The sequence below is a fragment of the Pseudonocardia sp. genome, from assembly GCF_025965585.1.
Classification (GTDB): Bacteria; Actinomycetota; Actinomycetes; order Mycobacteriales; family Pseudonocardiaceae; genus Pseudonocardia.
In genome coordinates, this window is sequence record NZ_JAOPWR010000067.1 from 1 (window position 1) to 20,852 (window position 20,852).

Genomic DNA, 20,852 nt, shown 5'->3' on the forward strand with positions numbered 1-20,852 from the left:
CCGGGGGTTTCGATCGGCGAACGGTCCTCGGCATCCTCGCCGGTAACCGGTAGCGTCCCCTCTCCTACGTGCTCAGCGTCCCCGAGCTGGTTGGGCGATCCATGGACGATGACGAGGTGGTATCGGCGCTCCGTGAACAGTTGTCAAAGCTCAGCAGTGTGTTCGCACTGTCCATGACGTTGTTCGACCGTACGGCTGAGCCGGAGATCCTCAGTCTCGCCGTCAGCTCGGTGGCCGCTCTGGGCCCGTGCCGGGCGGAGGGCACGTACCTCGTCCCGAACCAGTCCCCAGAGCCCGCCAGCGCGAACGGGCAGATTGACGATCAGCTCACTGCGCTCGGCGGTGTGGACGGTCCCGTGGCACTCCCCCACCGGGAATGGGGGTGGGCGTACCCGCTGCGGGCCGTCGGGGGGCACTCCGGCTACCTGGTGGTGTCGGCGGATGTCACGCCGACACCCGACGAACGGTTCCTCCTCACGACGCTCGCTCAGCAGACCGGTGCCGCGCTGCACAGTGCCGCGCTGCACCGCAGCGAGCGGGAGCAGGGGATCGAGCTGCGGGAGCTCAACGAACGGCTCGCCGTGGTCAACGACCAGCTCAAGGCGGCCGTCGCCGACCTGGAGGGGCGTGGACGGATCCACGAGCTGCTCACCGAGGCGGCCGCGTCGGGCGGCGGGGAGGCCGGGATCGCCGCCGTGCTCCACGATCTGACCGGGCTCGCGGTGGCCGTGGAGGACCAGTTCGGCAACCTCCGCGCATGGGGTGGTCCGGACCGTCCCACGGGCTATCCGCGGCCCGCCGCCCGGCAGCGGGGCGAGCTGTTGACCGAGATCCGGCGCAACGGACGACCGACGCGCCACCGGGAACGGCTCCTCGCCCTGGCCCAGTCCCGCGACCAGGTGCTGGGGGTACTGGCGCTCGTCGACCCGGGGCATCGCGCGGGGCCGCACGAGCTGTTCGCCCTCGAGCACGGCGCCGTCGTGCTCGCGATGGAGCTGACACATCTGCGCGGGCTGGCCGAGACGGAGCTCCGGCTGCGCGGGGATCTCGTCGAGGACCTGCTCAGCGGCGCCGACGACGACAGCGCGCTGCTCCGCGCCACCGCACTCGGCCACGACCTGTCGCGGCCGCACCAGGTCCTGGTCATCGCATGGAAGGAGTTGGACGGGCACGACGGGCTCGCCCGAGCGGTGGCGCGAGCGGCGACCCGGGTGCTCGACACGGGGGCGCTCCTCGGCCGCCGCGCCGGCGACGTGGTGCTCGTCGCGCACCGGCCGGAGACCTGGGGCGAGCTCGACCGGTGGAACGACCTGCACCGGGCCGTCGCAGCCACCATGCGCTCGGGCGACGGCGCGATCGGGGTGGGGAGGCCGTGCTCTCGACCGTCCGAACTGCCACGCTCGTACAAGGAGGCGCTGCGGGCACTGCGCATCAGGAAGGACTCCGCTTCGCCGTACGGCGTGACGACGTTCGCCGAGCTGGGCATCTACCGGCTCCTGGCCGCAGGCGGCGACGACCGGGAGGTCGGCGAGTACGTGCACGAGTGGCTCGGGCCGCTCATCGGCTACGACGCGGCCAACCACTCCGATCTCGTGACGACGCTGTGGCAGTACTACGAGTGCGGCGGCAACTACGACGCCACCGCACACGCCCTGCTCATCCATCGCAGCACCCTGCGCTACCGGCTGCGTCGCATCCGCGAGCTCACCGGTCACGATCTCGGCGACGTCGAGACCCGCCTCAACCTTCACGTGGCCGCCCGCGCCTGGCAGGTCCTGCGCGGCTCGTCCTGACCGAGACCGCTTCGGCCTGCCGGGCCCAAACCACGCCCGTCCCTTGCGCAACATCCGTCTCGTGAGTGCACTGTCGCCTCCGGGCAGGTGATGGCCTGCGCAGGGCGACGGGGCCGGCCGTGTCGGCCCGCGGACCGAACAGCCGAGGAGAAGCATGGGCTACGACCAGATCGTCGGCGGCATTCCGGCCGAACCCTTCGACCACATCTGCGCGCTCTACCGCGGTCGCGACGAACGCGACCGGCTCATGATGCCGTTCCTGAGGGCGGGCCTTCGCGAGGGCGACACCTGCCTGTGCCTGGCCGCCGACGGTGAGAGTGTGGAGCTGAGGTCGGTGCTCGGCCGGGACCACGACGTCAGCAAGCTGATCGTCACCGAACCACGCAACGCGTACCTGCGCACCGGCGCCTTCTCCGGCGAGCCCATGCTGGAGTTCCTGCGGGAATGGTCACGGTCGTGCTTCGAGGAGGACGGCCGGAAGTTCGCTCGGCTCGCGGCGGACATGAGCTGGGCACTGCCGCTGGTCTCGGACCCGTTCCTCGAGGACCTGACGGCCTACGAGGCCCGTGCCACGGTGTGGGCGCGCTCCTACCCGCAGAGCTGCGTGTGCATGTACGACCTGGACCGGTTCGGCGGGAACGCGGTCTTCTCCGTGATGCGGGCGCACCCCAAGGTGTGGATGAGCGGGGTGATCCTCGAGAACCCCTATTACATCCGGGTCGACGAGCCGGTGACGAGCGGCCACTGACCTGTCCTCGCAGGGCGACCGGGCCTCGGGAGGTCCGGCCCCCCGGGAGCAAGCGCGCCTCCGTGGCCGGACCCGATTCTGGTGCGCGTTCACGACCACGAGACGAGGGAGTTCGACGTGGCGGTAGCGGTGGGGTTGCTGGTCACCCTGGAGGCCAAGCCGGGCAAGGAGCGAGACGTCGAGGAGTTCCTGCAGGTCGGCCGCAAGCTGGTCGACGAGGAACCCGCCACCGTGGTGTGGTTCGGCGTCAAGCTCGGACCGAGCACGTACGCCATCATCGACTTCTTCCCCGACGACGCCGGACGGACCGCCCACCTGCAGGGCCAGGTCGCCAAGGCGCTCGGGGAGCGTGCCGGCGAGCTGTTCAGCGCGCCGCCGGACATCAAGCCGATCGACGTCCTCGCGTCGAAGCTGCCCTGATACACAGAAGCCCCCCGCTCGCCGGCTGATCCCGGCGGAGCCGCGGCCGAGGAGGCCGCTGACCGGTGTCCGACCTTGTCCCGTTCTCGTTCCACGAGTTCGATCTCGACGACGCCCGCGCCGCGATCGCGGCGAACTACTTCCCGACCACGCTCGACCTGGGTTCGTCGAGATCTCGCTACGAGTTCCGGTTCGAGGGCACCGTGGACGGTCCGTTGACCGTGGGCCACGCCTGGTACACCTCCGCGATGCGGATCGGCATCGAGGAGGTCGGATCCGTCTACGTCAACTTCCCCTCCCGGGGCGCCATGCTCGTCGAGCATCGCCACAGCGTGGTGGACATCGACCCGACCAGGGCCGCGGTGTTCCGTGCGACCGGAGCCGTCGCCATGACCACCAGCGACGACTACGGGTCGTTCGCCGTGAAGATCGCACCGCGAGCGCTCGAGGACGCGCTGGAGGCCATCCTGGGGCGACCCGTCCCCACCCCTCTGGAGGTGGGACCCATGGTGGACCTGCGCGCGGGCCCGGGACGGGGCTGGGCCCGGCTGGTGCGTCTGCTCGCCGCGGAGTCGCGCCCCGACGGCCTGGCCGCCGACAGCATCGTGGCCTCGCCACTGCGCGAGGCCGTCCTGCACGGCCTGCTGCGCAGCGTCGACCATCCCTACCGCGACGCGCTCGACGCCCCGGCGCCCTCGTACGGTCCGAGGGCGTTGCGGCTCGTCGTGGAAGCGGTGCACGCCAACCCTGCCGAGGACTTCACCCTCGCCGGCATGGCCCGGATCGCTCATGTGAGCGTCCGCACCCTGCAGGAGATGTTCCGGCGGTACCTCGACACCACACCGTTCCAGCATCTCCGCCAGGTCAGGCTCGCGCGCGCCCACGAGGAGCTTGGGACCTCCGATCCGGCGACCACGACCATCGGCGGCGTCGCACGGCGCTGGGGCTTCACCCACACCGGCCGGTTCGCCGCGACCTACCGTGCGCACTACGGGGTCTCCCCGTCGACGACGATGCGCCGGGGGATGCGGCGCTGACGACGTCCACGGCAGCCGGGTGCTGCCACCGGATCGGCCCCGCAGGCGAAGGGAAGCGCCCCATCCCCGACCTGGGAGGTCGACGTGGACGAGGTCCGCGCCGGGGCATCGTCGATGAGGTGGGGAGCAGCCACCGAGGAGGAGACATGACCCGCGGGCGAACGAGTACGCACGGTGCGCCTCCGGTCGTCCGCGCCGCCGACGCCGCCTGGATGGAACACGCGGCCTGCCGCAACCTCGACCCGGAGACCTTCTTCCCGATCGGGTCCGGTCTGCCGGCCCAGCGCCAGGCGCGTGCGGCCAAGGCGGTGTGCCGTCCGTGCTCCGTTCGCGAGCAGTGTCTGCGCTGGGCGATGCGCGCGGGTCACGAGGAGGGCGTCTGGGGAGGGCTCGACGCCGACGAGCGCCGCGAGGCCCAACGACGCCTGCGGAATCCGGCGGACCAGGTGCCGGAGCAGGTGCCGAACCGCTGACCAGCCTGCCGGGGCTGCCCCCACCACTCCGGATGGTGACCGCGGGCCGAGGCGCCAGGGGACGATGTCCGGACATCCTGGCCATCCGACCCGGGCGTCGCGGGGCAGGCCCGCGGACGCCGACTGACGAATCGGTCGGAGCGAGGTGTCGTGGTCATGATCCGGCTGTGCGAGTCGTGCTACCAGGTGATCGTCGACGGTGCGCCCCACGCCGTGCTCCGGTCCCTGCGGAAGGCCAACGCCGACGGGGACCACGAACGGGCGGAGATCCACCTGCACGACTACGCCCCCGCGACCCGCGGCTGCACGCTGCGACCCACCTCCCCGCCGACCACCACGTCCGGACCGACGACACCGCCGGACACGTCCGGACCGACGACCCCGCCGGAGGTGCGGCCGTGATCCTCGTGACCGGGGCCACCGGAAGAGTGGGCTACCGCGTGGCCGAGTACCTGACCGAGGCCGGAGCCCGTGCCACGGCGATGGTGCGGGTGCCGGCCCGGGTGATGGCCCTCCCGCGGGTGGCCGGGCACATCGTCTCCACACTCGGCGATCCGCCGCCCCCGGACACACTCCAGGCGTTCGACCGCGTCTTCCTGATGAGCCCCGCCGGCGAGGCGCAGGAGGAGATGGAGGTGGTCTTCGTCGACGCGCTCGTGGCTGCCGGACATCGTCCGCACGTCGTGAAGCTGGCCACGGACGGCTTCCAGGACCTCGACTGCGACGTGCGGTTCATGCGCAGCCACCGCGGGGTCGCCCGGCACCTGGAGGCGACGGGCCTGCCGGTGACCTACGTGGCCGCCTGCCCGTACATGGAGAACCTGCTCGCCTGGACCGACGAGATCAGGGAGAACGGGCTGCTCAGCGCGCCGGTCGGGAGGGGCCGGGTCGGTTTCGTCGCCGCCCGGGACGTCGCTGCGACCGCCGCCCACGCGCTGATGTCGTGTGACGGCGACGGACCGACCTACGTCGTGACCGGGCCCGAGGCGTTGACCTACGCCGACGTGGCCAAGCGGATCTCCGCGGTGTTCGCCCGTCAGGTCGACCACGCCGAGTCGACGCCGTCGCGGACGCGGTCAGCGCTGCGGGCGAAGGGGGTGGGCCCCTGGGAGTGCGAGGGCATGCTCGAGATGTTCGACTGGATCCGGCACGGCGGGTGCAACGTGGTCACGGGCGACGTGCGGGACGTGACCGGAGAGAACCCGCGCCCGATCGAGAGGTGGCTGGGCAAGCAGCGCGGGGCGTTCCTCGGTGCGCCGTCGGGAGCGTCGTACTTCTGAACCGACGCCGACCGGTGGGTTCTCCGCGAGCCCGTGACGGCGCCCAGGCCGGGCCCGGAACGGACACGACACCGGAGGTCCAGCCTCCACGGCCAGGACCGGCCCGGCGGACTGAAGCGTCGCCATCGGACGGCCGCGATGCTGATGACCATGTACGAGACGACCACAGCGGGGATGACCACAGCCGAGTACGCGCACGGGGATGATCACGGTGCGGACCAGCCACCGGTGACCGAGCTCGTCCCACCGGCCACCGAGGACGGCGTGGTCGAGCCGGACGTGAACTGGGTGATCGCGGCGATCCACGGCGACGACGGCACCTTCGGGGACACCGACGACGGCCTCTCGTGGCAGTGATCCGGAGTCACTCTCGTGCCAGTGATCCGGAGTCAGGGATCGGGGTGCCGGCCGTAGGCGGACGCCCGAACCGCCTCGTCGCGCTCCAGCCCGGACCCGACCGCCCCGCCGACCGTGGCGAGCGAGCTCACGAACCAGGCGAGGACGAGGTAGTCGACGATGCCTACCGGCCGGCCCAGGCGCGCCCCCAGGACCGACCCGTCGATGAGCAACACGGCGGCCATGAACGTCACCACCATCAGCCCGACGAACAGCACCGTCATCGCGATCAGCAGCGTGAGCACCGTGGCCACGTTGAACAGCCTCGCCTGCGCGCGGGGCAGCTTCTCCGACGGCGACTCCCACAGGCCGTGGTCCCAGACCAGGTAGCCGACCATCACCGCGATCGACGTGAGCATCACCGTCGTGAGGCGCACCCCGTCCAGGGCCGCACTCATGATCCAGAGGGTATCGGTGGCCAGGGCGAACGCCGCGGTCCCCAGAGCGGCGACCAGCAGCCTCGACAGGCCCAGCATCGCCCGGCCCGGCCGGTTGTCGCGCACCATGCCGATCACCAGGCGGAGCCGGCCGCTGAGCGGAGCCGCGGTGAACCCGACCTCGCCGTCCTCGACCCGGTCGGCGAAGCCGTGCACCGGGGCGATCTCCTCGACGAGGCGGGCGAAGCTGTCCCCGGGGACCCGGGCGAGCAGCCCGTCCACGAGGCCGGCGGCGATCGACCGTGTCAGCGCCCGCTGCCCGAACCCGAGGGCGGGCAGCGACACCAGCCCTGTCTGCCGCCGGGCGGACGCGTGGGCGACCACGAGTCGGTTGCCCTCGCGCAGCGGCACGTCGGTGACGCAGACGACCACGTCCCAGCCCTGTTCCTCACGGTGCCGGGCCGCGAGGTCGAGCAGCGCGCCGGTGCCGCCACCCCGCTCGTCGCAGACGTCCGCACCGGTACGAACCTCCCAGGTGACCGTGCGGTCCACGCGCTCGTACAGGTCGCGGACCAGGTCGGCGACGATCGCCACCGTCAGCAGGAGGGGTGCGTCGGGCGGGACGGCGAGCAGCCCGACGACGACCGTCCGACGCTGCTCGGGGGCCGTCTCGGGCAGCTCGAAGATCACGAACATGGTAGTACCCCCCGGCCGGCCCGACTCACCGCAGCGTCGGCGCGCCGCTGCATTTGAGCCTCGCGTGGCGAACGGCGAGCGGGGTGTTGGACCGCGGGAGCCGACGAACCACCGGCCGGACCCCGACACGATCGTAGGACCGCCGTCGACGAAGGGGGTACCGCCCGATGACCGAGGCACGCGAGCACCGGCACGCCCGCCCCACCCAGTACACGCGGACCCACCGTCGGCAGACCGACGACTACGCGCAGCTCGGGCCGCTGTTCACCGCCATGACCGAGCTGCCCGCGGGGCATCCCCAGCGTGCGCTGCTCCGCGAACGCCTCATCGCCGGCTACCTGCCCGTCGCCCGGCACATCGCGCGCCGCTACACCAACCGAAACGAGGACCTGCAGGATCTGGAACAGGTGGCCGCGCTGGGCCTGGTCCAGGCGGTCGACCGGTTCGAGCCCGACCGCGAGTCCAACTTCCTGTGCTTCGCCGTGCCGACGATCACCGGAGAGGTGCTGCGCTACTTCCGCGACCGCGCGTGGATGATCCGCGTCCCCCGGCGGCTCAAGGAGCTGCAGTTCGCCATCCAGGGAGCCACCGCGACATTGAGCCAGGAGCTGGGACGGGCACCGCGGCCCAACGAGATCGCGGCGCTGCTCGAGGTGTCCCCCGCCGACGTCGCCGACGGCCTGCAGGCCAACCAGGCCTACCGGTGCGCCTCGCTCGACGAGCCTCTCGGCGACGAGCTGCACTCCTCCTCCTATGACGTCAACCGGTTCGCGGCGGCGCTCGGCCGGACAGACCCCGAGGTCGCCCGGTTCGAGCACACGCACACGCTGCTTCCGCTGATCGAGAACCTGGCCGAGCGCGAACGGACGATCCTGCTGCTGCGCTTCTACGGCGACATGAGCCAGCCCCAGATCGCCGAGCGGGTCGGGGTCTCGCAGATGCACGTGTCGCGGTTGCTGAAGGCGACGCTCGCTCAGCTACGGGTGGAGCTCACCGCCTGAGCCGTGCCGGTGCCGCGCCGCGGGGAGGAGCCGGGATCCGGTGGTGCGCGGACACGGCGTCGGAGTAGACGGCGGCGACGTCGGCCGCCGCCCGCACCGCGTCGTAGCACGACTCGGCCCGCGCCCGCCCGGCCACGCCGAACGCCTGGCGCAACGCGGGTGCGGCCAGCAGCCTGCGCAGCGACGTCGCCAGCACGTCGGGCCGCCGCGGTGGTACGAACAGGCCGGTGAGACCGTCGACGACGGTCTCCGCGAGGCCACCCACCTCCGTGGCGACGACCGGACGCCCGGAGGCCATGGCCCTCAGCGCCATCAGCCCGGACGGCTCGAACCACGGGGGGCACACCACGATGTCGGCGGAGCGCAGCAGCGCCGGCATGTCCGCCGGGTCGACCGCGCCCAGCAGCCGCACCCGACCGGCCACCCCGGCCCGCTCGGCCCTGACGAGCACACGGCGGGCGTCGGGATCCTCCGCGAGATCGGCGGCCGGCGGCCCGCCCGCGACCACGAGCTCGGTGCCCGGGAGCCTGCGCAGTGCGTCGACCACCTCGTCGACCCCCTCGCGGCACACCGACCGGCGGACCACGACCAGCCGGTGGCGCCCATCGGCGACGAGGGCGGCGGACCCCACCGGATGGAACATGTCGGTGTCCACCCCGCAGGGCACCACGGCGATCGTCGGGTGCCGGGCCCCGAGCCGCATCAGCTCCGTGGCCTCGTCGGCGTAGGTGGCGACGACCCGGTCGGCCGCACGGGCGACCGCCCGTTCCGCCGCCACCCGGCCGCGGGGGCTCGGGTCGGCCGAGCCCAGGTGGCGGCGCTCCACGTGGCCGAGCCCGTGGAAGGTCTGCACCAGGGGGATCCCGAGCGGCCGCACCGCCGCGAGCGCCGCCAGCCCGGACATCCAGAAGTGGGAGTGGACGACGTCGGGCGGATCGGCCGACCAGGCCCGCCGCAGGCCGTCGGCGAGCTGAGGCAGGTGCTGCACCAGCTGGTCCCTGGGCAGGGTCTCGGCCGGCCCGGCCCAGAGCCTCCGGACGGTCACCCCCTCGACCCAGCGGCTCGTGGCCGGGGTGTCCGGGGCCGTGCGACGGGTCCAGACCGTGACGGCGTGGCCGGCCCGGCCCAGCTCGACGGCGAGCCCGGCGACGTGGGCGTTCTGGTCGCCGGCGTCGACGCTTCCCGCTGTGGACGGGTCGGCGTGCTCGGACACGATGGCGATGTGCACAGCGCACCTCCAAGTCCTTCCACAGGTCCTGCAGTAGCGGATGAGGAACCGCGACGTGCGGACGCGGCTCCGCCTCCTACGGCTCGAGCAGTCGTGACCGCGTGTCGATGGCGTGGGAGACCGCGGCTTCCTCGACCGTGCGGAGAAGATCGATGACGTGGTGCTGAGCCCGGCCGGGGTGGTCGTTCCAGCTGGTGAGCTCGCGGACACGGGCAGCGCGCTCAGCCGGCGGGGAGCACCACCGGACCCGATCGGTGGGGTCGGCGAACAGCGTGTGCCAGGTCAGGGTGATCGCGCGTTGCACGGGCTGGGTGTGTGCCGCGGTGGCGCCTCCTCCGGCGTGGACGATGGCCCCGACGAGACAGGCCGCGACGACCGGGCTGTCGTGGAAGCGCTCGGCCGCGTGCGCGCTGGTGACGTGGCCGAGCCCGGACGGGGTGCGATGGGCGTACCAGCCGTTCTGCAGCCATCCGGCCGCGACCAACTCGCGCGCGGCCCCGGCGATGGACCGGATGGTGTGCAGTTCCGCCGCCTGGGCGGCGAGCAGGTCCTGGCGGACCCTTCGCCGCCGGTCGAGGCGTCGTTGCCGCCACGACCGCCCGGAGTGCGGGCTGCCGGACGGCGCCTCACCACCCGTGTCCGGTCGCGCCTCGTCGCGAGGCACCGTCACCCGCATCGCCACCTCCAGCCTTCATCTGCGCATCTCCCCGAGGATCGGCTGCGACGACACGGCCGTGCATCGCGACACCGACGATGTCCCGGCACCGACGGGAGCACCTCGACCCGCCGGAGCGAAAAGACGGGTCGCCGCTGCACCCGTGGGGCCGGGTTCTCCGCTCCGGCACCAGGGTGGCCGATGACACCGGGGATGGCCTGTCCGCGGGCTTCGGACACGTCGCACCCCGACTCCGCCGGCGGGGACGCCGGGTAGAGGCCGAAACGGTCCGCCACCGCGACGAGCTCGAGCACCCGCCGCACCGCCCGCGACGGGAACGGCAGGCACAGCCGGCCTCCGGCGCGCTCGACGGTGTCCTGGATGTCGATCAGCGTGGTGACGGCGCCCGCCGCGAAGAACACGACCTGCGCCACGTCGAGGACCACCAGCTCGGGCGGCGGGTCCAGCTCGGTCAGCGCGACGCGCCGCAACAGCCCGGCGGTGGGCGTATCGATCTCGCCGGCGACCCTGACGTGGAGCGTGTCCTCGGCCGGGCGTGACAGCGTCAGCCTGATCGTCCCGGCGGCGTCGGGCCGCCGCCGTGTCCGCCGGAACCCCAGGGTGCACATCGCGGGCTCGGATCGTCGCAGTCACAGGCGCCTCCTGGGTCGCGGTCCGCCGCACGGGATGCAGCGGTGGAGCCACCACCGTGCGCTGTCGCCGGCACGGCTCGCCTGGACCTGACGGCGCGATGAGGACCGGGACCGGTCAACCCGGTGGGTCGGCGTCGGCCCGGCAGGTGGACGGGACGCCCGGGTCTTCGACCTCCCAGGAGCAAGCGGAGCGGTCCGACCACACATCATGCTGCGGCCCAGCCGACGCTCAGGGAGGGACGTGATGGGCAGCCTCGTCATCGGGACCTCGATCCGACGGCCGGAGCCTGGCTGCGGCGGTGCCGCATGAGCCGGCCCGAGCCGGCTCGCGATCACCGGCCGCCGCGATCCCGTGCAGCCGACTCGCCGGCGCGGCTGCGGGACCCCGCTCAGCTGAGCGAGCAGATGGCCGTCCTGGCCGACGGGTCCGACGGCGGCCGCACCGGGTTCGACCAGGGTGCCCGGGACGCGCTCCGGTGGCTCGTCAAGGGCGGCCCGGGCCCGTTGACCGGAGTCGTCGACCCGGCATGGATCGCCGCCACCGCGGTCGTCCGTGAGCTGGCGGCCGCACAGGACATCATGTACGGCCCACCGTCGCCCTGGCGGGACTATGCCGCCGGGCTGGAACAGGCGCTGATGTGGGCCTGCCACGCGACGCCCGCGCCACCGGCCAGGCCACCGGCGGGACATCGATCCGGTGTCCCGGTGACCCGACAGGGGTAGCGACGGCCGTGGCCTCGGCCGGCGGCCCACGTCGATGGGCTCGAACCCCGTCTGACGATCTGTCATGCTTGGCGTATGACGGTGCAGATCGCGGTGAAGCTCGACGACAGCCTGGCCGAACAGGTCAAGGCCGCGGCCGCGGACGCCGGGACGAACTTGTCGGAGTGGGTGCGCACAGCCCTGCAGCACCAGGCCTCCCTGGCCAAGGCGATGCGGGCACGAGCCGAGGAGGACGCCCGCGGGTCCGCCTACACCGATGAGCAGGAGGCGGCGTTGACGATCGCGCGCCGCCGCCGGGCGATCGCGGCACTCGACGAGCAGTGAGCGCGCCCCGCTCACCGATCCGGTACGGGCAGGTGTGGGTCTCCCGCGACGAGGTCATGGGCCCGCTGAACTACCTCGTCGTGTCGTCGGATACCTACAACGCGGCCTTCGGGGACCGCCGGGTGATCGCGGTCGAGGTCGACTCGCGCGCGATCTACGAGGGCACCTATCGCGAACCCATCGTCGACGCAGGCACCGCGATGCTCGACCGGCTGGTCTGGGTGGCGAGCAGCGTGCTCGAGGAGCAGGTCGCCGAGCTGCATCCAGCGCGGCACGCCGCCGTCGCGTCACAGATCCGAGAGCTGATCGGGAACTAGGGCCCGCGGCCGAGGAACTCGCGACGGACTCCAGGTTGTGCAGCCGGCCGCGCAGCACCGGCTCGTCGAACGCCTGCCGGGCCGCCTTCCACCCCGGTGTGCGACCGGTCGGGGCGGGAGCTGTCCGCGCCGATCGTCCCGGACCGCGCGCGGGACGGATCGACCCGTGCGCATCCGACCGTTTGGCTGGAAAGATGTGTTCTGCTCCCCAGCCCGGGCACGTCCGCGTCGAGGACGTGCGGCCGGGCATCCCGCTGCTGGCGGTGATGCCCGGCCCGCTCGGCCGCGAGACCTCGCCCCGCCTGGATGCCGCCCTCGACCACGCCCTGGACCGACACCCGTGGGGTGTGGTGCTCGATCTGCGCGACGTGTCCAGCCTGACGTCGAACGGGCTCGCGATGCTGGTCCGGGTGGCGACGCGGGCGTGGGAGCTCGAGATCGGGCTGTGCCTGGTGTGCTCGCCGCACGTGCGGGCCGTGGTCACGGACGCGGGGCTCCACGAGGTCTTCGACCTGCACCCCGGTGTCGCGGAGGCACTCGCCGCTCTGGGCGTGACGAACCCGCACGACCCGCGACCGGTCCTCGCGGGTCAGGACGCGCCGCCGCGCCGCCCCTCACCCCGGCCCCGGACCGACCGCCCTCGCGAAGCCCCGTGAGAGTCGGCCTCCGGGGGTGGGGCGATCCGGCGGATCTGGTCCGCGCAGGTCGACATGACCATGGTGCAGGCGGGGGAACCTGGCTGTTGTCATGCACTCTGCGCAGTGCGGTCGCCGCAAGGAGAACGTGAGATGAGCCCGTGGAGCCATGGCAGTCGCAGCGCGAGGACCGCGGACGACGAACTGCTCCTCGATCGTCGCGTGTGGCGGGCGCACGGCCCCGGCATCCATGCTTCCGTGTGACGGCGCCGGGCGTCCGCCCACACTGAGTCACCGGGACCTCGCGGTGCTGCAGGCCGTCGCCGACGGGCGTTGCGAGGTGTCCGACGCGTCCGGTGGGTCGCTCGCCGTCGACGGCCTGTACTGCTGCGACCAGTTCGTCGGACCACGGTTGGCGAGGGCCGGCCTGATCGTCGCCGCCGGCCGCCGGCCCGGGCCCGCGCGGCTCACCTCGTCCGGGCGGGCGGTGCTCGCGGCGGCGTGACAACCGCGCTTCCGCAGGTTGTGGGGCCGGCGCCCCCGGCCGAGGCCGCGTCACCCGGCCGGGGGGTGATCGGGGACGACCACGCGGGCCGCCGGTGGAATCGGCCTGCGCCGGTCGGGTCACCGGAGCCTCGCGTCCGCAGCAGCGACACCGTACGGATGGCGCCGCCTCGTCGGTCGTCGATCGTAGGGACCGATCGTGACGATCGGCGGCCGCCGGCGCCTGGGCCCGGGGGCGCCATTCCCTGCCCGACCCGCCATCCCCGCAGGCCGGGAGGCGTGCTGGGCAGCCAACGGGCGCGGCAGGGCGGTCACCTCCGGGCCCGCCGGAGGCACCCAGCGGCACCTCCCGGCGGCCCGGCCCGGCAGGCGAAGCGTGGCGCGGGATCTTCGCCCTGGTGGGTCCTCCCCGCTCGTCCCGCCCGCGGGTCATGGTCGACGGCACGCACTGCTCGACACCCACACACCCGCACGGAGGAGCACCATGGCGCACGACCTCGAAGGCAAGCGAATCGCGATCCTGGCCACCGACGGGGTGGAACGGGTGGAGCTGGAGCAGCCGCGCGGTGCGCTGTACGGCGTCGGCGCCCGCAGTGACGTGCTGTCGATCCATCCCGGCGAGATCCAGGCCCGCCAGTGGGACATGGTCTCGGCCGGGACGTTCGCGGTCGACCGGCTGGTCACCGACGCCTCGGTCGACGAGTACGACGCGCTGCTGCTGCCGGGGGGCACGGTCAACCCCGACGGGCTGCGGATCAACCCGGACGCCGTCGGCTTCGTCAAGGCGTTCGTGGCCACCGGCAAGCCCGTCGCGGCGATCTGCCACGGCCCGTGGACGCTCATCGAGGCCGACGTCGTCCGCGGCCGCCGGCTCACGTCCTGGCCGAGCCTGCGGACGGACCTGCGCCACGCCGGTGCGGAGCCCGTCGACCAGGAGGTCTGCATCGACGGGCAGTTCACCACCAGCCGCTCCCCCGCGGACCTGCCGGCGTTCTGCGCGGCGATCGTCGAGCAGTTCTCCGGGGCCCGGGTGTAAGCTTCCGCGCGAAGCTCGGCACACGATGGACGACATGCAGATCGTCGCGGAGATCAACCGGCTCGTCGAGACCGAGCACCGGCTCGAGCGGGCCCACATCGGTCGGGGGCTCTCCGAGAGCGAGATGCGGTTCCTCCGCGCGGTGGAGGTGCACATCGACCAGTGCTGGGACCTCCTGCGCCAGCGCCGGGCCCGGCGGTCCGCGGGCCTCGACCCGGACCAGGCGGACGCCCGTGACCCCGCGGTCGTGGAACAGTACCGGCAGTAGCCGGCGCGGAGGCGCCTCCTGAGCCCCCACCCACCAGCCCACCGTCGTGGGCGGACAGAGGCCGAGCCCGGCGCCCGCGATCGCGGGTGCCGGGCTCGGCGGCGTACCGGGTGCCGGGCTGTAGGGCGCCGCCCAGCGTCTACGCCTTGGCGCGGACCTGCGACTCGATCTGCTCACCCACCGTCTTGTCGACGTTGCGCCAGTACTCGAACGCGCGCTGCAGCACCGGCTCGGTGACGGCGTCGAGCAGGTGCCCGGAGACGTTGTCGACGAGCCGCTCGCGTGCGGCGTCGTCCAGGACCTCCCGCACGAGCGTGCCGGCCTGGCCCCAGTCGTCGTCCTCGGCGTGGTCGACGTAGGCGGCGCGCATGATGTCCCCGTCGGCGTGCCAGCTCGGTATCCGTCCGACACGGCTGACGTCGGCGACCGGGCCGCCCTTGGAGTTCGGCGCGTAGACGGGGTCGGACACCTTCTGGATCCGCATCGCGCCGTCCTTGCTGTAGGAGTGCACCGGGACGATCGGCGCGTTGACCGGGATCTGCTGGTAGTTGGCGCCGAGCCGGTAGCGGTGCGCGTCGGCGTAGGAGAACAGCCTGCCGAGCAGCATCCGGTCCGGGCTCGGGCCGATCCCGGGGACGAAGTTGTTGGGCTGGAACGCCAGCTGCTCGATCTCGGTGTGGTTGTCGGTCGCGTTGCGGTCGAGCGTCATCCGGCCGACCTCGATCAGCGGGTAGTCGCCGTGCGGCCACACCTTGGTCAGGTCGAACGGGTTGAAACGGTAACCCGGCGCGTCCCCGTACGGCATGACCTGCACGTACAGGGTCCAGCTCGGGTGGTCACCCTCGCGGATGTGCTCGAACAGGTCGCGCATGTGGTAGTCGGTGTCGGTCGCCGCGATCTGGTCGGCCTCCTGCTGGGGGAGGAACTCCACGCCCTGGTCGGTCTTGAAGTGGTACTTGACCCAGGACTCCTCCCCGGCCTCGTTGATCCACATGTAGGTGTGGGAGGTGTAGCCGTTCATGTGCCGCCAGGAGCGCGGGATGCCGCGGTCGCCCATCAGCCACGTCACCTGGTGCGCGGACTCCGGCGACAGCGTCCAGAAGTCCCACTGCATGTCGTGGTCGCGCAGGTTGTTGTCGGCGCGGCGCTTCTGGCTGCGGATGAAGTGCTGGAACTTCATCGGGTCCTTGACGAAGAAGACCGGCGTGTTGTTGCCGACCATGTCGTAGTTGCCGTCGGACGTGTAGAACTTCAGCGCGAAACCGCGCGGGTCGCGCCAGGTGTCGGGGCTGCCGCGTTCCCCCGCCACCGTCGAGAACCGGGCGGCCATCTCGGTCGTCGCGCCCGGCTGGAACAGCGCGGCCTTCGTGTGGGCGGTGACGTCCCCGGTCACCTCGAACCGGCCGAACGCGCCGCTGCCCTTGGCATGCGGCTGGCGCTCGGGGATGCGCTCGCGGTTGAACTGGGCCATCTGCTCGATCAGGTAGCTGTCCTGCAGCAGGACCGGGCCGTCCGGGCCCACCGTCAGCGAGTGCTCGTCGCTCTCGACCGGGATCCCGGCATCGGTCGTCGTGAACGTGCGCGCGTCGGTCATGGCCACCTCTCGTCACGGTTCTGGCGTGGACGGGCCCCTTCGCGGCCTGCCCGGATCGCCCCCTGACGAATGTCCCGTCGCGCGCCGCGCCAAACCTGTCTGACGGCCTCGATCCGGCCGGCCGGTGCCACGCAGGGACCGGCCACGACGCAACGGGCGCAGGATGCAGTCGTGGTGTCCGAGGGCAGGCCCCCGCCGCTGACCCCCATCCGGACCTCACCCGCCGAGGAACGGCGCCGAATCGCCCATCATCCACGACCCGCTGTCGATCCAGCGGCGGAACCCGACCGGGTCGCGGCGTTCCATCTCGTCGAGCTGACGGCGGCGCAGCAGGCACACCCGCTCCAGCTCGCCCGCGTCCCGCACGCCGGAGAGGCGGGCATGGCTGCGCCTCCAGGCCCGGCCGAGCTCCGCGTTGGTCAAGGTCGTGAGGGAGCCCGCGGGCTCTGCCGGTTCGAGGCCGGACCCGCCGTCCCCGCGCCATCGGCGCCACGCCAAGAGGCCCACCGTGAGCGCGACGATCGGAACGGCCACCGGGCCGACGATCGCCCCCAACCCCGCGACGACGAGGATGAGGCACCCCCCGGTGACCGCCCCCACCAGCACGGGCGGCCGCGCGCGGCCGCGGGCGACCACGCCGACACCACCGTTCTTGGCCGCCACGGCCCCACCCACGGCACCCAGCACAGCGGCGAGGACCACGAGCATCACGACCAAGGAGTCCGCCGTGACGATGCCCGTCGCGCCCAGCACGAGAACCACGGCCCAGGCCAGCACCCGGACCACCCTCCGCACCACCGACGGCGCGCCCCAGGCGCTCATCAGGCACGCACCCGGACACGCCGTGATGCGTCGCCGGTGGGCTCGTCGTCCGTCAGCGGGAGCGGGAGCGGGACCGGCTCGGCGTTCGTCATGTCCGACCTGATACCCGACGGCAGACCGGGCAAACGCACGGATCCCCCGACCGGGCGGTCCGCCCGCCGACGAATCGTCCTCAGGAGGGTTGCCCCGCACCGGCATGGGAACAGGGAGGGGGGTGGACACCGACATCACGCTGACGGTCGACGGGCAGGAACACCGCCTCACCGTCGACACCCGGACGACGGTGCTCGACCTGCTGCGCGAGCGACTGGGCAGCACCAGCGCCAAGAAGGGATGCGACCACGGACAGTGCGGTGCGTGCACAGTGCTGCTCGACGGCCGCCGCACGCTGAGCTGCCTGATGTTGGCCGTGACCCAGGACGGGTCGTCGCTCACCACCGCCGACGGCCTGGCCCCCGAGGGCGAGCTGCACCCGGTGGCGCGGGCCTTCCTCGACCGCGACGCCTTCCAGTGCGGCTACTGCACGCCGGGCCAGATCTGCTCCGCCGTCGGCGTGCTCGACGAGGTCCGGGCCGGCATGCCCAGCGCGGCGAGCACCGACGTCGCCGCCGAGGTCGGCCTCGACGTGCTGGACGAAGTGGAGGTGGCCGAGCGGATGAGCGGCAACCTCTGCCGCTGCGGGGCTTACGTGAACATCGTGCGCGCCGTGCGGGAAGCCGGGCGGGAGGCGGCGCGATGAGGCCCTTCGCCTACCAGGTCCCGGGCGACGCCGCCGCCGCGGTGCAGACCGTCACCGCCGACCCCGACGCAGCGTTCCTCGCCGGCGGCACCAACCTCGTCGACCACCTCAAGCTCGGTGTCGCCACCCCGGGGCTGCTCGTCGACGTCACGGCGCTGACCTCCGACGAGATCGCCGACAACGGCGCCGGACTGCGGATCGGGGCCGCAGTGCGCAACAGCGACCTCGCCGCCGACCCGCGCGTCCGCGAGCGCTACCCGGTGCTGGCGCAGGCCCTGCTCGCCGGTGCGTCCGGGCAGCTGCGCAACATGGCCACCACCGGCGGCAACCTGCTCCAACGCACCCGCTGCGTCTACTTCCAGGACGTCACCACGCCCTGCAACAAGCGCTCCCCCGGCTCCGGCTGCTCGGCTCTGTCCGTCCCCGGGCAGCGCGGTGGCGGCTGGACCCGCAGCCACGCGATCCTCGGCGCCTCGGAGCACTGCGTGGCGACCCACCCGTCGGACATGGCGGTGGCGATGGCCGCCCTCGATGCACGGGTCCACGTGCTCGGGCCGGACGGAGACCGCGTCGTCCCGGTCACGGAGCTGTACCGCCTGCCCGGCGACCATCCGGAGGACGACACGGTGCTGCGCCACGGGGAACTCATCACCGCGGTGGACCTGCCCGCCTCGCCGATCGCGGCCCGCTCGCTCTACCGCAAGGTCCGCGACCGGGCCTCGTACGCGTTCGCGCTGGTCAGCGTGGCTGCCGCGGTGGAGGTCGAGGACGGGGTGGTGCGCGACGCCCGCATCGCGTTCGGCGGCGTGGCCCACGCGCCCTGGCGCGCCCGCCGCGCCGAGGAGGCGCTGCGCGGCGCCACCGCGGCCGACGCGAGCTACCGCGCCGCGGCCGACGCCGAGCTCGCCGACGCCCGGGCCGTCGACGGACTCGACGGCGGCAACGGGTTCAAGATCCCGCTGCTGCGCGGGACCCTCACCGCGGTCCTGCGCGAGCTCGCCGTCGAGGAGGCCTGAGGTGACCGGGCTGCTGGAACCCCGTGCGATCGGCCGGGAGCTCCCTCGTCGCGACGGCCCCGCCAAGGTCCGCGGGCGCGCCACTTACGCCTACGAGACGCCGGTGGAGCACGCCGCGTTCGCGCACCCGGTGCAGGCGACGGTGGCCCGTGGCCGGGTCACCGGCGTCGACACCTCCGGCGCCGAGGCCCTCGACGGCGTGCTGGCCGTGCTGACCCCGTTCACCGCCGAGCGGCTCGCCTCCACCGAGGACGCCGAGCTCGCGGTGCTGCAGACCGACGAGGTGGCCTTCCGCGGCCAGATCGTCGGCGCGGTGATCGCGGAGACCTCCGAGATCGCCCGGGAGGCCGCCGACCTCGTCACCGTGTCCTACGACGAGGCGCCGCACGACGTCGAGCTCTCGGCCGGCCGTGACGACCTCTACGCGCCGGAGAAGATCAACCCGGCCTTCCCCACCGACACCGCACAGGGCGACGTCGCCGCGGCGATGGCCGCCGCCGAGGTCACGGTCGAGCAGACCTACACGACGCCGATGCAGCACAACAACCCGATGGAGCCCCACGCGTCCACCGCGCTGTGGGCCGACGGGCACCTGACGATCTGGGACTCGACGCAGGGCGTGCACCACGCACGCGAGGCGACGTGCACCGTGTTCGGGCTGGACCCGGTCCGGGTGCGGGTCGTCTGCCCGTACGTCGGCGGCGGGTTCGGCTGCAAGGGCAACCCGCATGCCGGCGTCGTGCTCGCGGCGATGGCCGCGCGGGCCGTGCCGGGCCGTCCGGTGAAGCTGGCACTCACCCGCCAGCAGATGTTCTCCCTCTCCGGCTACCGCACCCCGACGATCCAGCGGATGCAGCTCGCCGCCGGCCGCGACGGGCGGCTGGACGCGATCGCGATCGACGTGGTCGAGCAGACCTCGCGGATCAAGGAGTTCGCCGAGCAGACGGGCACCGCGACCCGCACGATGTACGCCGCCCCGAACCGCCGCACCACCCACCGGCTGGCAGCGCTGGACGTGCCCGTGCCGTCGTGGATGCGGGCCCCCGGGGAGGCGCCCGGCATGTTCGGGCCCGAGGTCGCGATGGACGAGCTGGCGCAGCTGCTCGACATCGACCCCGTGGAGCTGCGGATCCGCAACGAACCCGAGCTCGACCCGCTCACCGGCAAGCCCTACTCCAGCCGCAACCTCGTGGCGTGCCTGCGCGAGGGCGCCGAGCGCTTCGGCTGGGCCGGGCGCGACCCGCGCCCCGGCGTCCGCACCGAGGGCGGCCTGCTGGTGGGCACCGGTGTCGCCGCGTCGATCTACCCGGTCAACCGGATGACGGCGTCGACGGCGACCATCCGGTACGAGGGGTCACGCTACGTCGTCGAGATCGGGGCGGCCGACCTCGGCACCGGCACCTGGACCACGCTCGCCCAGATCGCCGCGGACGCGCTCGGCGTGCCCGTCGACGACGTCGAGGCGCGCATCGGCGACACCGACCTGCCGATGGCGTCGGTGGCGGGCGGCAGCTCGGGCATGACGACGTGGGGCTCGGCCGTGGTCGAGGCGGCGCGGGCGTTCCACGACAAGTTCGGCCACGCCCCCGGGCCCGGCGACGAGGCCCACGGCGACGTCGGGCCGCCCGACGACGGCCACGCGATGTACGCGTTCGGCGCGCAGTTCGCCGAGGCGCGCGTCGATCCCGACACCGGGGAGATCCGCGTCCCGCGCCTGCTGGGCGTGTTCGCCGCGGGGCGGATCATCAACCCGCGGCTGGCCCGCTCGCAGTTCGTCGGAGGCATGACGATGGGCCTGTCGATGGCCCTGCACGAGAGCGGCGTCCTGGACCCGCGGTTCGGCCACGTCGTCAACCACGACCTGGCCGACTACCACGTCACGGCGTGCGCCGATGTCGGCGACATCCAGGCCCACTGGGTGGTCGAGCACGACCCGTACGTCAACGCGATGGGGTCCAAGGGCGTCGGCGAGATCGGGATCGTCGGCACCGCGGCGGCGGTGTCCAACGCGGTGCACCACGCCACGGGGGTCCGCGTCCGCGACCTGCCGATCACCCTGGACGCGGTGCTCGCCGGCCTCGGGTCGCGCGTGTGACGGCACCCGCACCGGCGGTGCC

Annotated in this window: 25 protein-coding genes; 19 read left to right on the forward strand and 6 right to left on the reverse strand. The window is 72.9% G+C overall.

Translation table 11 applies throughout. From position 1 onward, the window contains the following. Positions 1–356 precede the first annotated feature (356 nt). The 8 genes from JWR81_RS04220 (at position 357) to JWR81_RS04255 (ending at position 6,108) form a co-directional block, all read left to right on the forward strand. Entirely contained in the window at positions 357–1,793 is a 1,437-nt protein-coding gene (locus tag JWR81_RS04220; RefSeq protein WP_297646771.1) for a helix-turn-helix domain-containing protein, read from the forward strand. A 154-nt stretch (positions 1,794–1,947) separates the two neighbouring features. Continuing rightward, complete coding sequence (locus JWR81_RS04225) at positions 1,948–2,541, forward strand: MEDS domain-containing protein (RefSeq protein ID WP_297646772.1); 594 nt, start codon at positions 1,948–1,950, stop codon at positions 2,539–2,541. 117 nt (positions 2,542–2,658) lie between these two features. Beyond that, positions 2,659–2,961: an antibiotic biosynthesis monooxygenase gene (locus JWR81_RS04230; RefSeq protein ID WP_297646774.1), complete on the forward strand. Its 303-nt coding sequence runs from the start codon at positions 2,659–2,661 to the stop codon at positions 2,959–2,961. Positions 2,962–3,026: 65 nt separating this feature from the next. Next, positions 3,027–3,998, forward strand: a complete 972-nt coding sequence (locus JWR81_RS04235; RefSeq protein WP_297646776.1) for an AraC family transcriptional regulator — start codon at positions 3,027–3,029, stop codon at positions 3,996–3,998. A 212-nt stretch (positions 3,999–4,210) separates the two neighbouring features. Then, the gene (locus JWR81_RS04240) at positions 4,211–4,471 is read left to right on the forward strand and encodes a WhiB family transcriptional regulator (RefSeq protein ID WP_297646820.1); all 261 of its coding nucleotides are present in this window, start codon (positions 4,211–4,213) and stop codon (positions 4,469–4,471) included. Between the two features lie 156 nt (positions 4,472–4,627). Then, positions 4,628–4,873, forward strand: a complete 246-nt coding sequence (locus JWR81_RS04245; protein WP_297646778.1) for a hypothetical protein — start codon at positions 4,628–4,630, stop codon at positions 4,871–4,873. Then, a complete protein-coding gene (locus JWR81_RS04250; RefSeq protein ID WP_297646779.1) occupies positions 4,870–5,751 on the forward strand; it encodes an NmrA family NAD(P)-binding protein in 882 nt (293 codons plus the stop codon). The genes JWR81_RS04245 and JWR81_RS04250 overlap by 4 nt, the downstream gene beginning before the upstream one ends. A 150-nt stretch (positions 5,752–5,901) precedes the next feature. Next, a complete protein-coding gene (locus tag JWR81_RS04255; protein ID WP_297646781.1) occupies positions 5,902–6,108 on the forward strand; it encodes a hypothetical protein in 207 nt (68 codons plus the stop codon). Positions 6,109–6,140: 32 nt separating this feature from the next. On the opposite strand, the gene JWR81_RS04260 is transcribed toward JWR81_RS04255, so the two are convergent. Beyond that, entirely contained in the window at positions 6,141–7,220 is a 1,080-nt protein-coding gene (locus JWR81_RS04260; RefSeq protein WP_297646783.1) for a hypothetical protein, read from the reverse strand. Positions 7,221–7,387: 167 nt separating this feature from the next. On the opposite strand from JWR81_RS04260, the gene JWR81_RS04265 reads away from it, so the two are divergent. Next, entirely contained in the window at positions 7,388–8,221 is an 834-nt protein-coding gene (locus JWR81_RS04265; protein WP_297646785.1) for a SigB/SigF/SigG family RNA polymerase sigma factor, read from the forward strand. Here the strand turns inward: JWR81_RS04265 and JWR81_RS04270 are convergent. The 3 genes from JWR81_RS04270 to JWR81_RS34235 form a co-directional block, all read right to left on the reverse strand. After that, positions 8,211–9,449 carry a glycosyltransferase gene (locus JWR81_RS04270; protein ID WP_297646787.1) on the reverse strand — a complete coding sequence of 413 codons (1,239 nt, stop codon included), beginning with the start codon at positions 9,447–9,449 and terminating at the stop codon, positions 8,211–8,213. The two genes, JWR81_RS04265 and JWR81_RS04270, sit on opposite strands and share 11 nt — an antisense overlap. A gap of 76 nt (positions 9,450–9,525) precedes the next feature. Next, positions 9,526–10,119, reverse strand: coding sequence for a hypothetical protein (locus tag JWR81_RS04275; protein ID WP_297646789.1), 594 nt, complete (start codon positions 10,117–10,119; stop codon positions 9,526–9,528). After that, the gene (locus JWR81_RS34235; protein WP_367278729.1) at positions 10,116–10,733 is read right to left on the reverse strand and encodes an STAS domain-containing protein; all 618 of its coding nucleotides are present in this window, start codon (positions 10,731–10,733) and stop codon (positions 10,116–10,118) included. The genes JWR81_RS04275 and JWR81_RS34235 overlap by 4 nt, the downstream gene beginning before the upstream one ends. A gap of 330 nt (positions 10,734–11,063) precedes the next feature. On the opposite strand from JWR81_RS34235, the gene JWR81_RS04285 reads away from it, so the two are divergent. From JWR81_RS04285 to JWR81_RS04315, 7 genes are all read left to right on the forward strand, one after another. Further along, a complete protein-coding gene (locus JWR81_RS04285; protein WP_297646793.1) occupies positions 11,064–11,480 on the forward strand; it encodes a hypothetical protein in 417 nt (138 codons plus the stop codon). Positions 11,481–11,555: 75 nt separating this feature from the next. Then, positions 11,556–11,804: a ribbon-helix-helix protein, CopG family gene (locus JWR81_RS04290; protein ID WP_297646795.1), complete on the forward strand. Its 249-nt coding sequence runs from the start codon at positions 11,556–11,558 to the stop codon at positions 11,802–11,804. Continuing rightward, a complete protein-coding gene (locus JWR81_RS04295) occupies positions 11,801–12,121 on the forward strand; it encodes a hypothetical protein (RefSeq protein ID WP_297646796.1) in 321 nt (106 codons plus the stop codon). The genes JWR81_RS04290 and JWR81_RS04295 overlap by 4 nt, the downstream gene beginning before the upstream one ends. A gap of 194 nt (positions 12,122–12,315) precedes the next feature. Continuing rightward, positions 12,316–12,777: an STAS domain-containing protein gene (locus JWR81_RS04300; RefSeq protein WP_297646798.1), complete on the forward strand. Its 462-nt coding sequence runs from the start codon at positions 12,316–12,318 to the stop codon at positions 12,775–12,777. Positions 12,778–13,063: 286 nt separating this feature from the next. Next, entirely contained in the window at positions 13,064–13,261 is a 198-nt protein-coding gene (locus JWR81_RS04305) for a hypothetical protein (RefSeq protein ID WP_367278730.1), read from the forward strand. A gap of 483 nt (positions 13,262–13,744) precedes the next feature. Next, on the forward strand, positions 13,745–14,296 hold the full coding sequence (locus tag JWR81_RS04310) for a type 1 glutamine amidotransferase domain-containing protein (RefSeq protein ID WP_297646801.1): 552 nt from the start codon (positions 13,745–13,747) through the stop codon (positions 14,294–14,296). A 34-nt stretch (positions 14,297–14,330) separates the two neighbouring features. Continuing rightward, positions 14,331–14,564 (forward strand): DUF2630 family protein, encoded by a 234-nt coding sequence (locus tag JWR81_RS04315; protein ID WP_367278731.1) that lies wholly within the window; start codon positions 14,331–14,333, stop codon positions 14,562–14,564. A 139-nt stretch (positions 14,565–14,703) separates the two neighbouring features. Here JWR81_RS04315 and JWR81_RS04320 read toward each other — a convergent pair whose 3' ends face one another. Both JWR81_RS04320 and JWR81_RS04325 read right to left on the reverse strand, forming a co-directional pair. Then, positions 14,704–16,158, reverse strand: a complete 1,455-nt coding sequence (locus tag JWR81_RS04320) for a catalase (RefSeq protein ID WP_297646805.1) — start codon at positions 16,156–16,158, stop codon at positions 14,704–14,706. A 216-nt stretch (positions 16,159–16,374) separates the two neighbouring features. Then, a complete protein-coding gene (locus tag JWR81_RS04325) occupies positions 16,375–16,980 on the reverse strand; it encodes a hypothetical protein (RefSeq protein WP_297646806.1) in 606 nt (201 codons plus the stop codon). Positions 16,981–17,194: 214 nt separating this feature from the next. Here JWR81_RS04325 and JWR81_RS04330 point away from each other — a divergent pair, with 214 nt between their 5' ends. From JWR81_RS04330 to JWR81_RS04340, 3 genes are read left to right on the forward strand one after another with little or no spacing between them, the layout of a single operon-like run. Continuing rightward, positions 17,195–17,719, forward strand: a complete 525-nt coding sequence (locus JWR81_RS04330; protein WP_297646809.1) for a (2Fe-2S)-binding protein — start codon at positions 17,195–17,197, stop codon at positions 17,717–17,719. After that, the gene (locus JWR81_RS04335) at positions 17,716–18,735 is read left to right on the forward strand and encodes a xanthine dehydrogenase family protein subunit M (RefSeq protein WP_297646810.1); all 1,020 of its coding nucleotides are present in this window, start codon (positions 17,716–17,718) and stop codon (positions 18,733–18,735) included. The genes JWR81_RS04330 and JWR81_RS04335 overlap by 4 nt, the downstream gene beginning before the upstream one ends. A 1-nt stretch (position 18,736) precedes the next feature. Next, the gene (locus JWR81_RS04340) at positions 18,737–20,830 is read left to right on the forward strand and encodes a xanthine dehydrogenase family protein molybdopterin-binding subunit (protein ID WP_297646812.1); all 2,094 of its coding nucleotides are present in this window, start codon (positions 18,737–18,739) and stop codon (positions 20,828–20,830) included. The last annotated feature ends 22 nt before the right edge of the window (positions 20,831–20,852 follow it).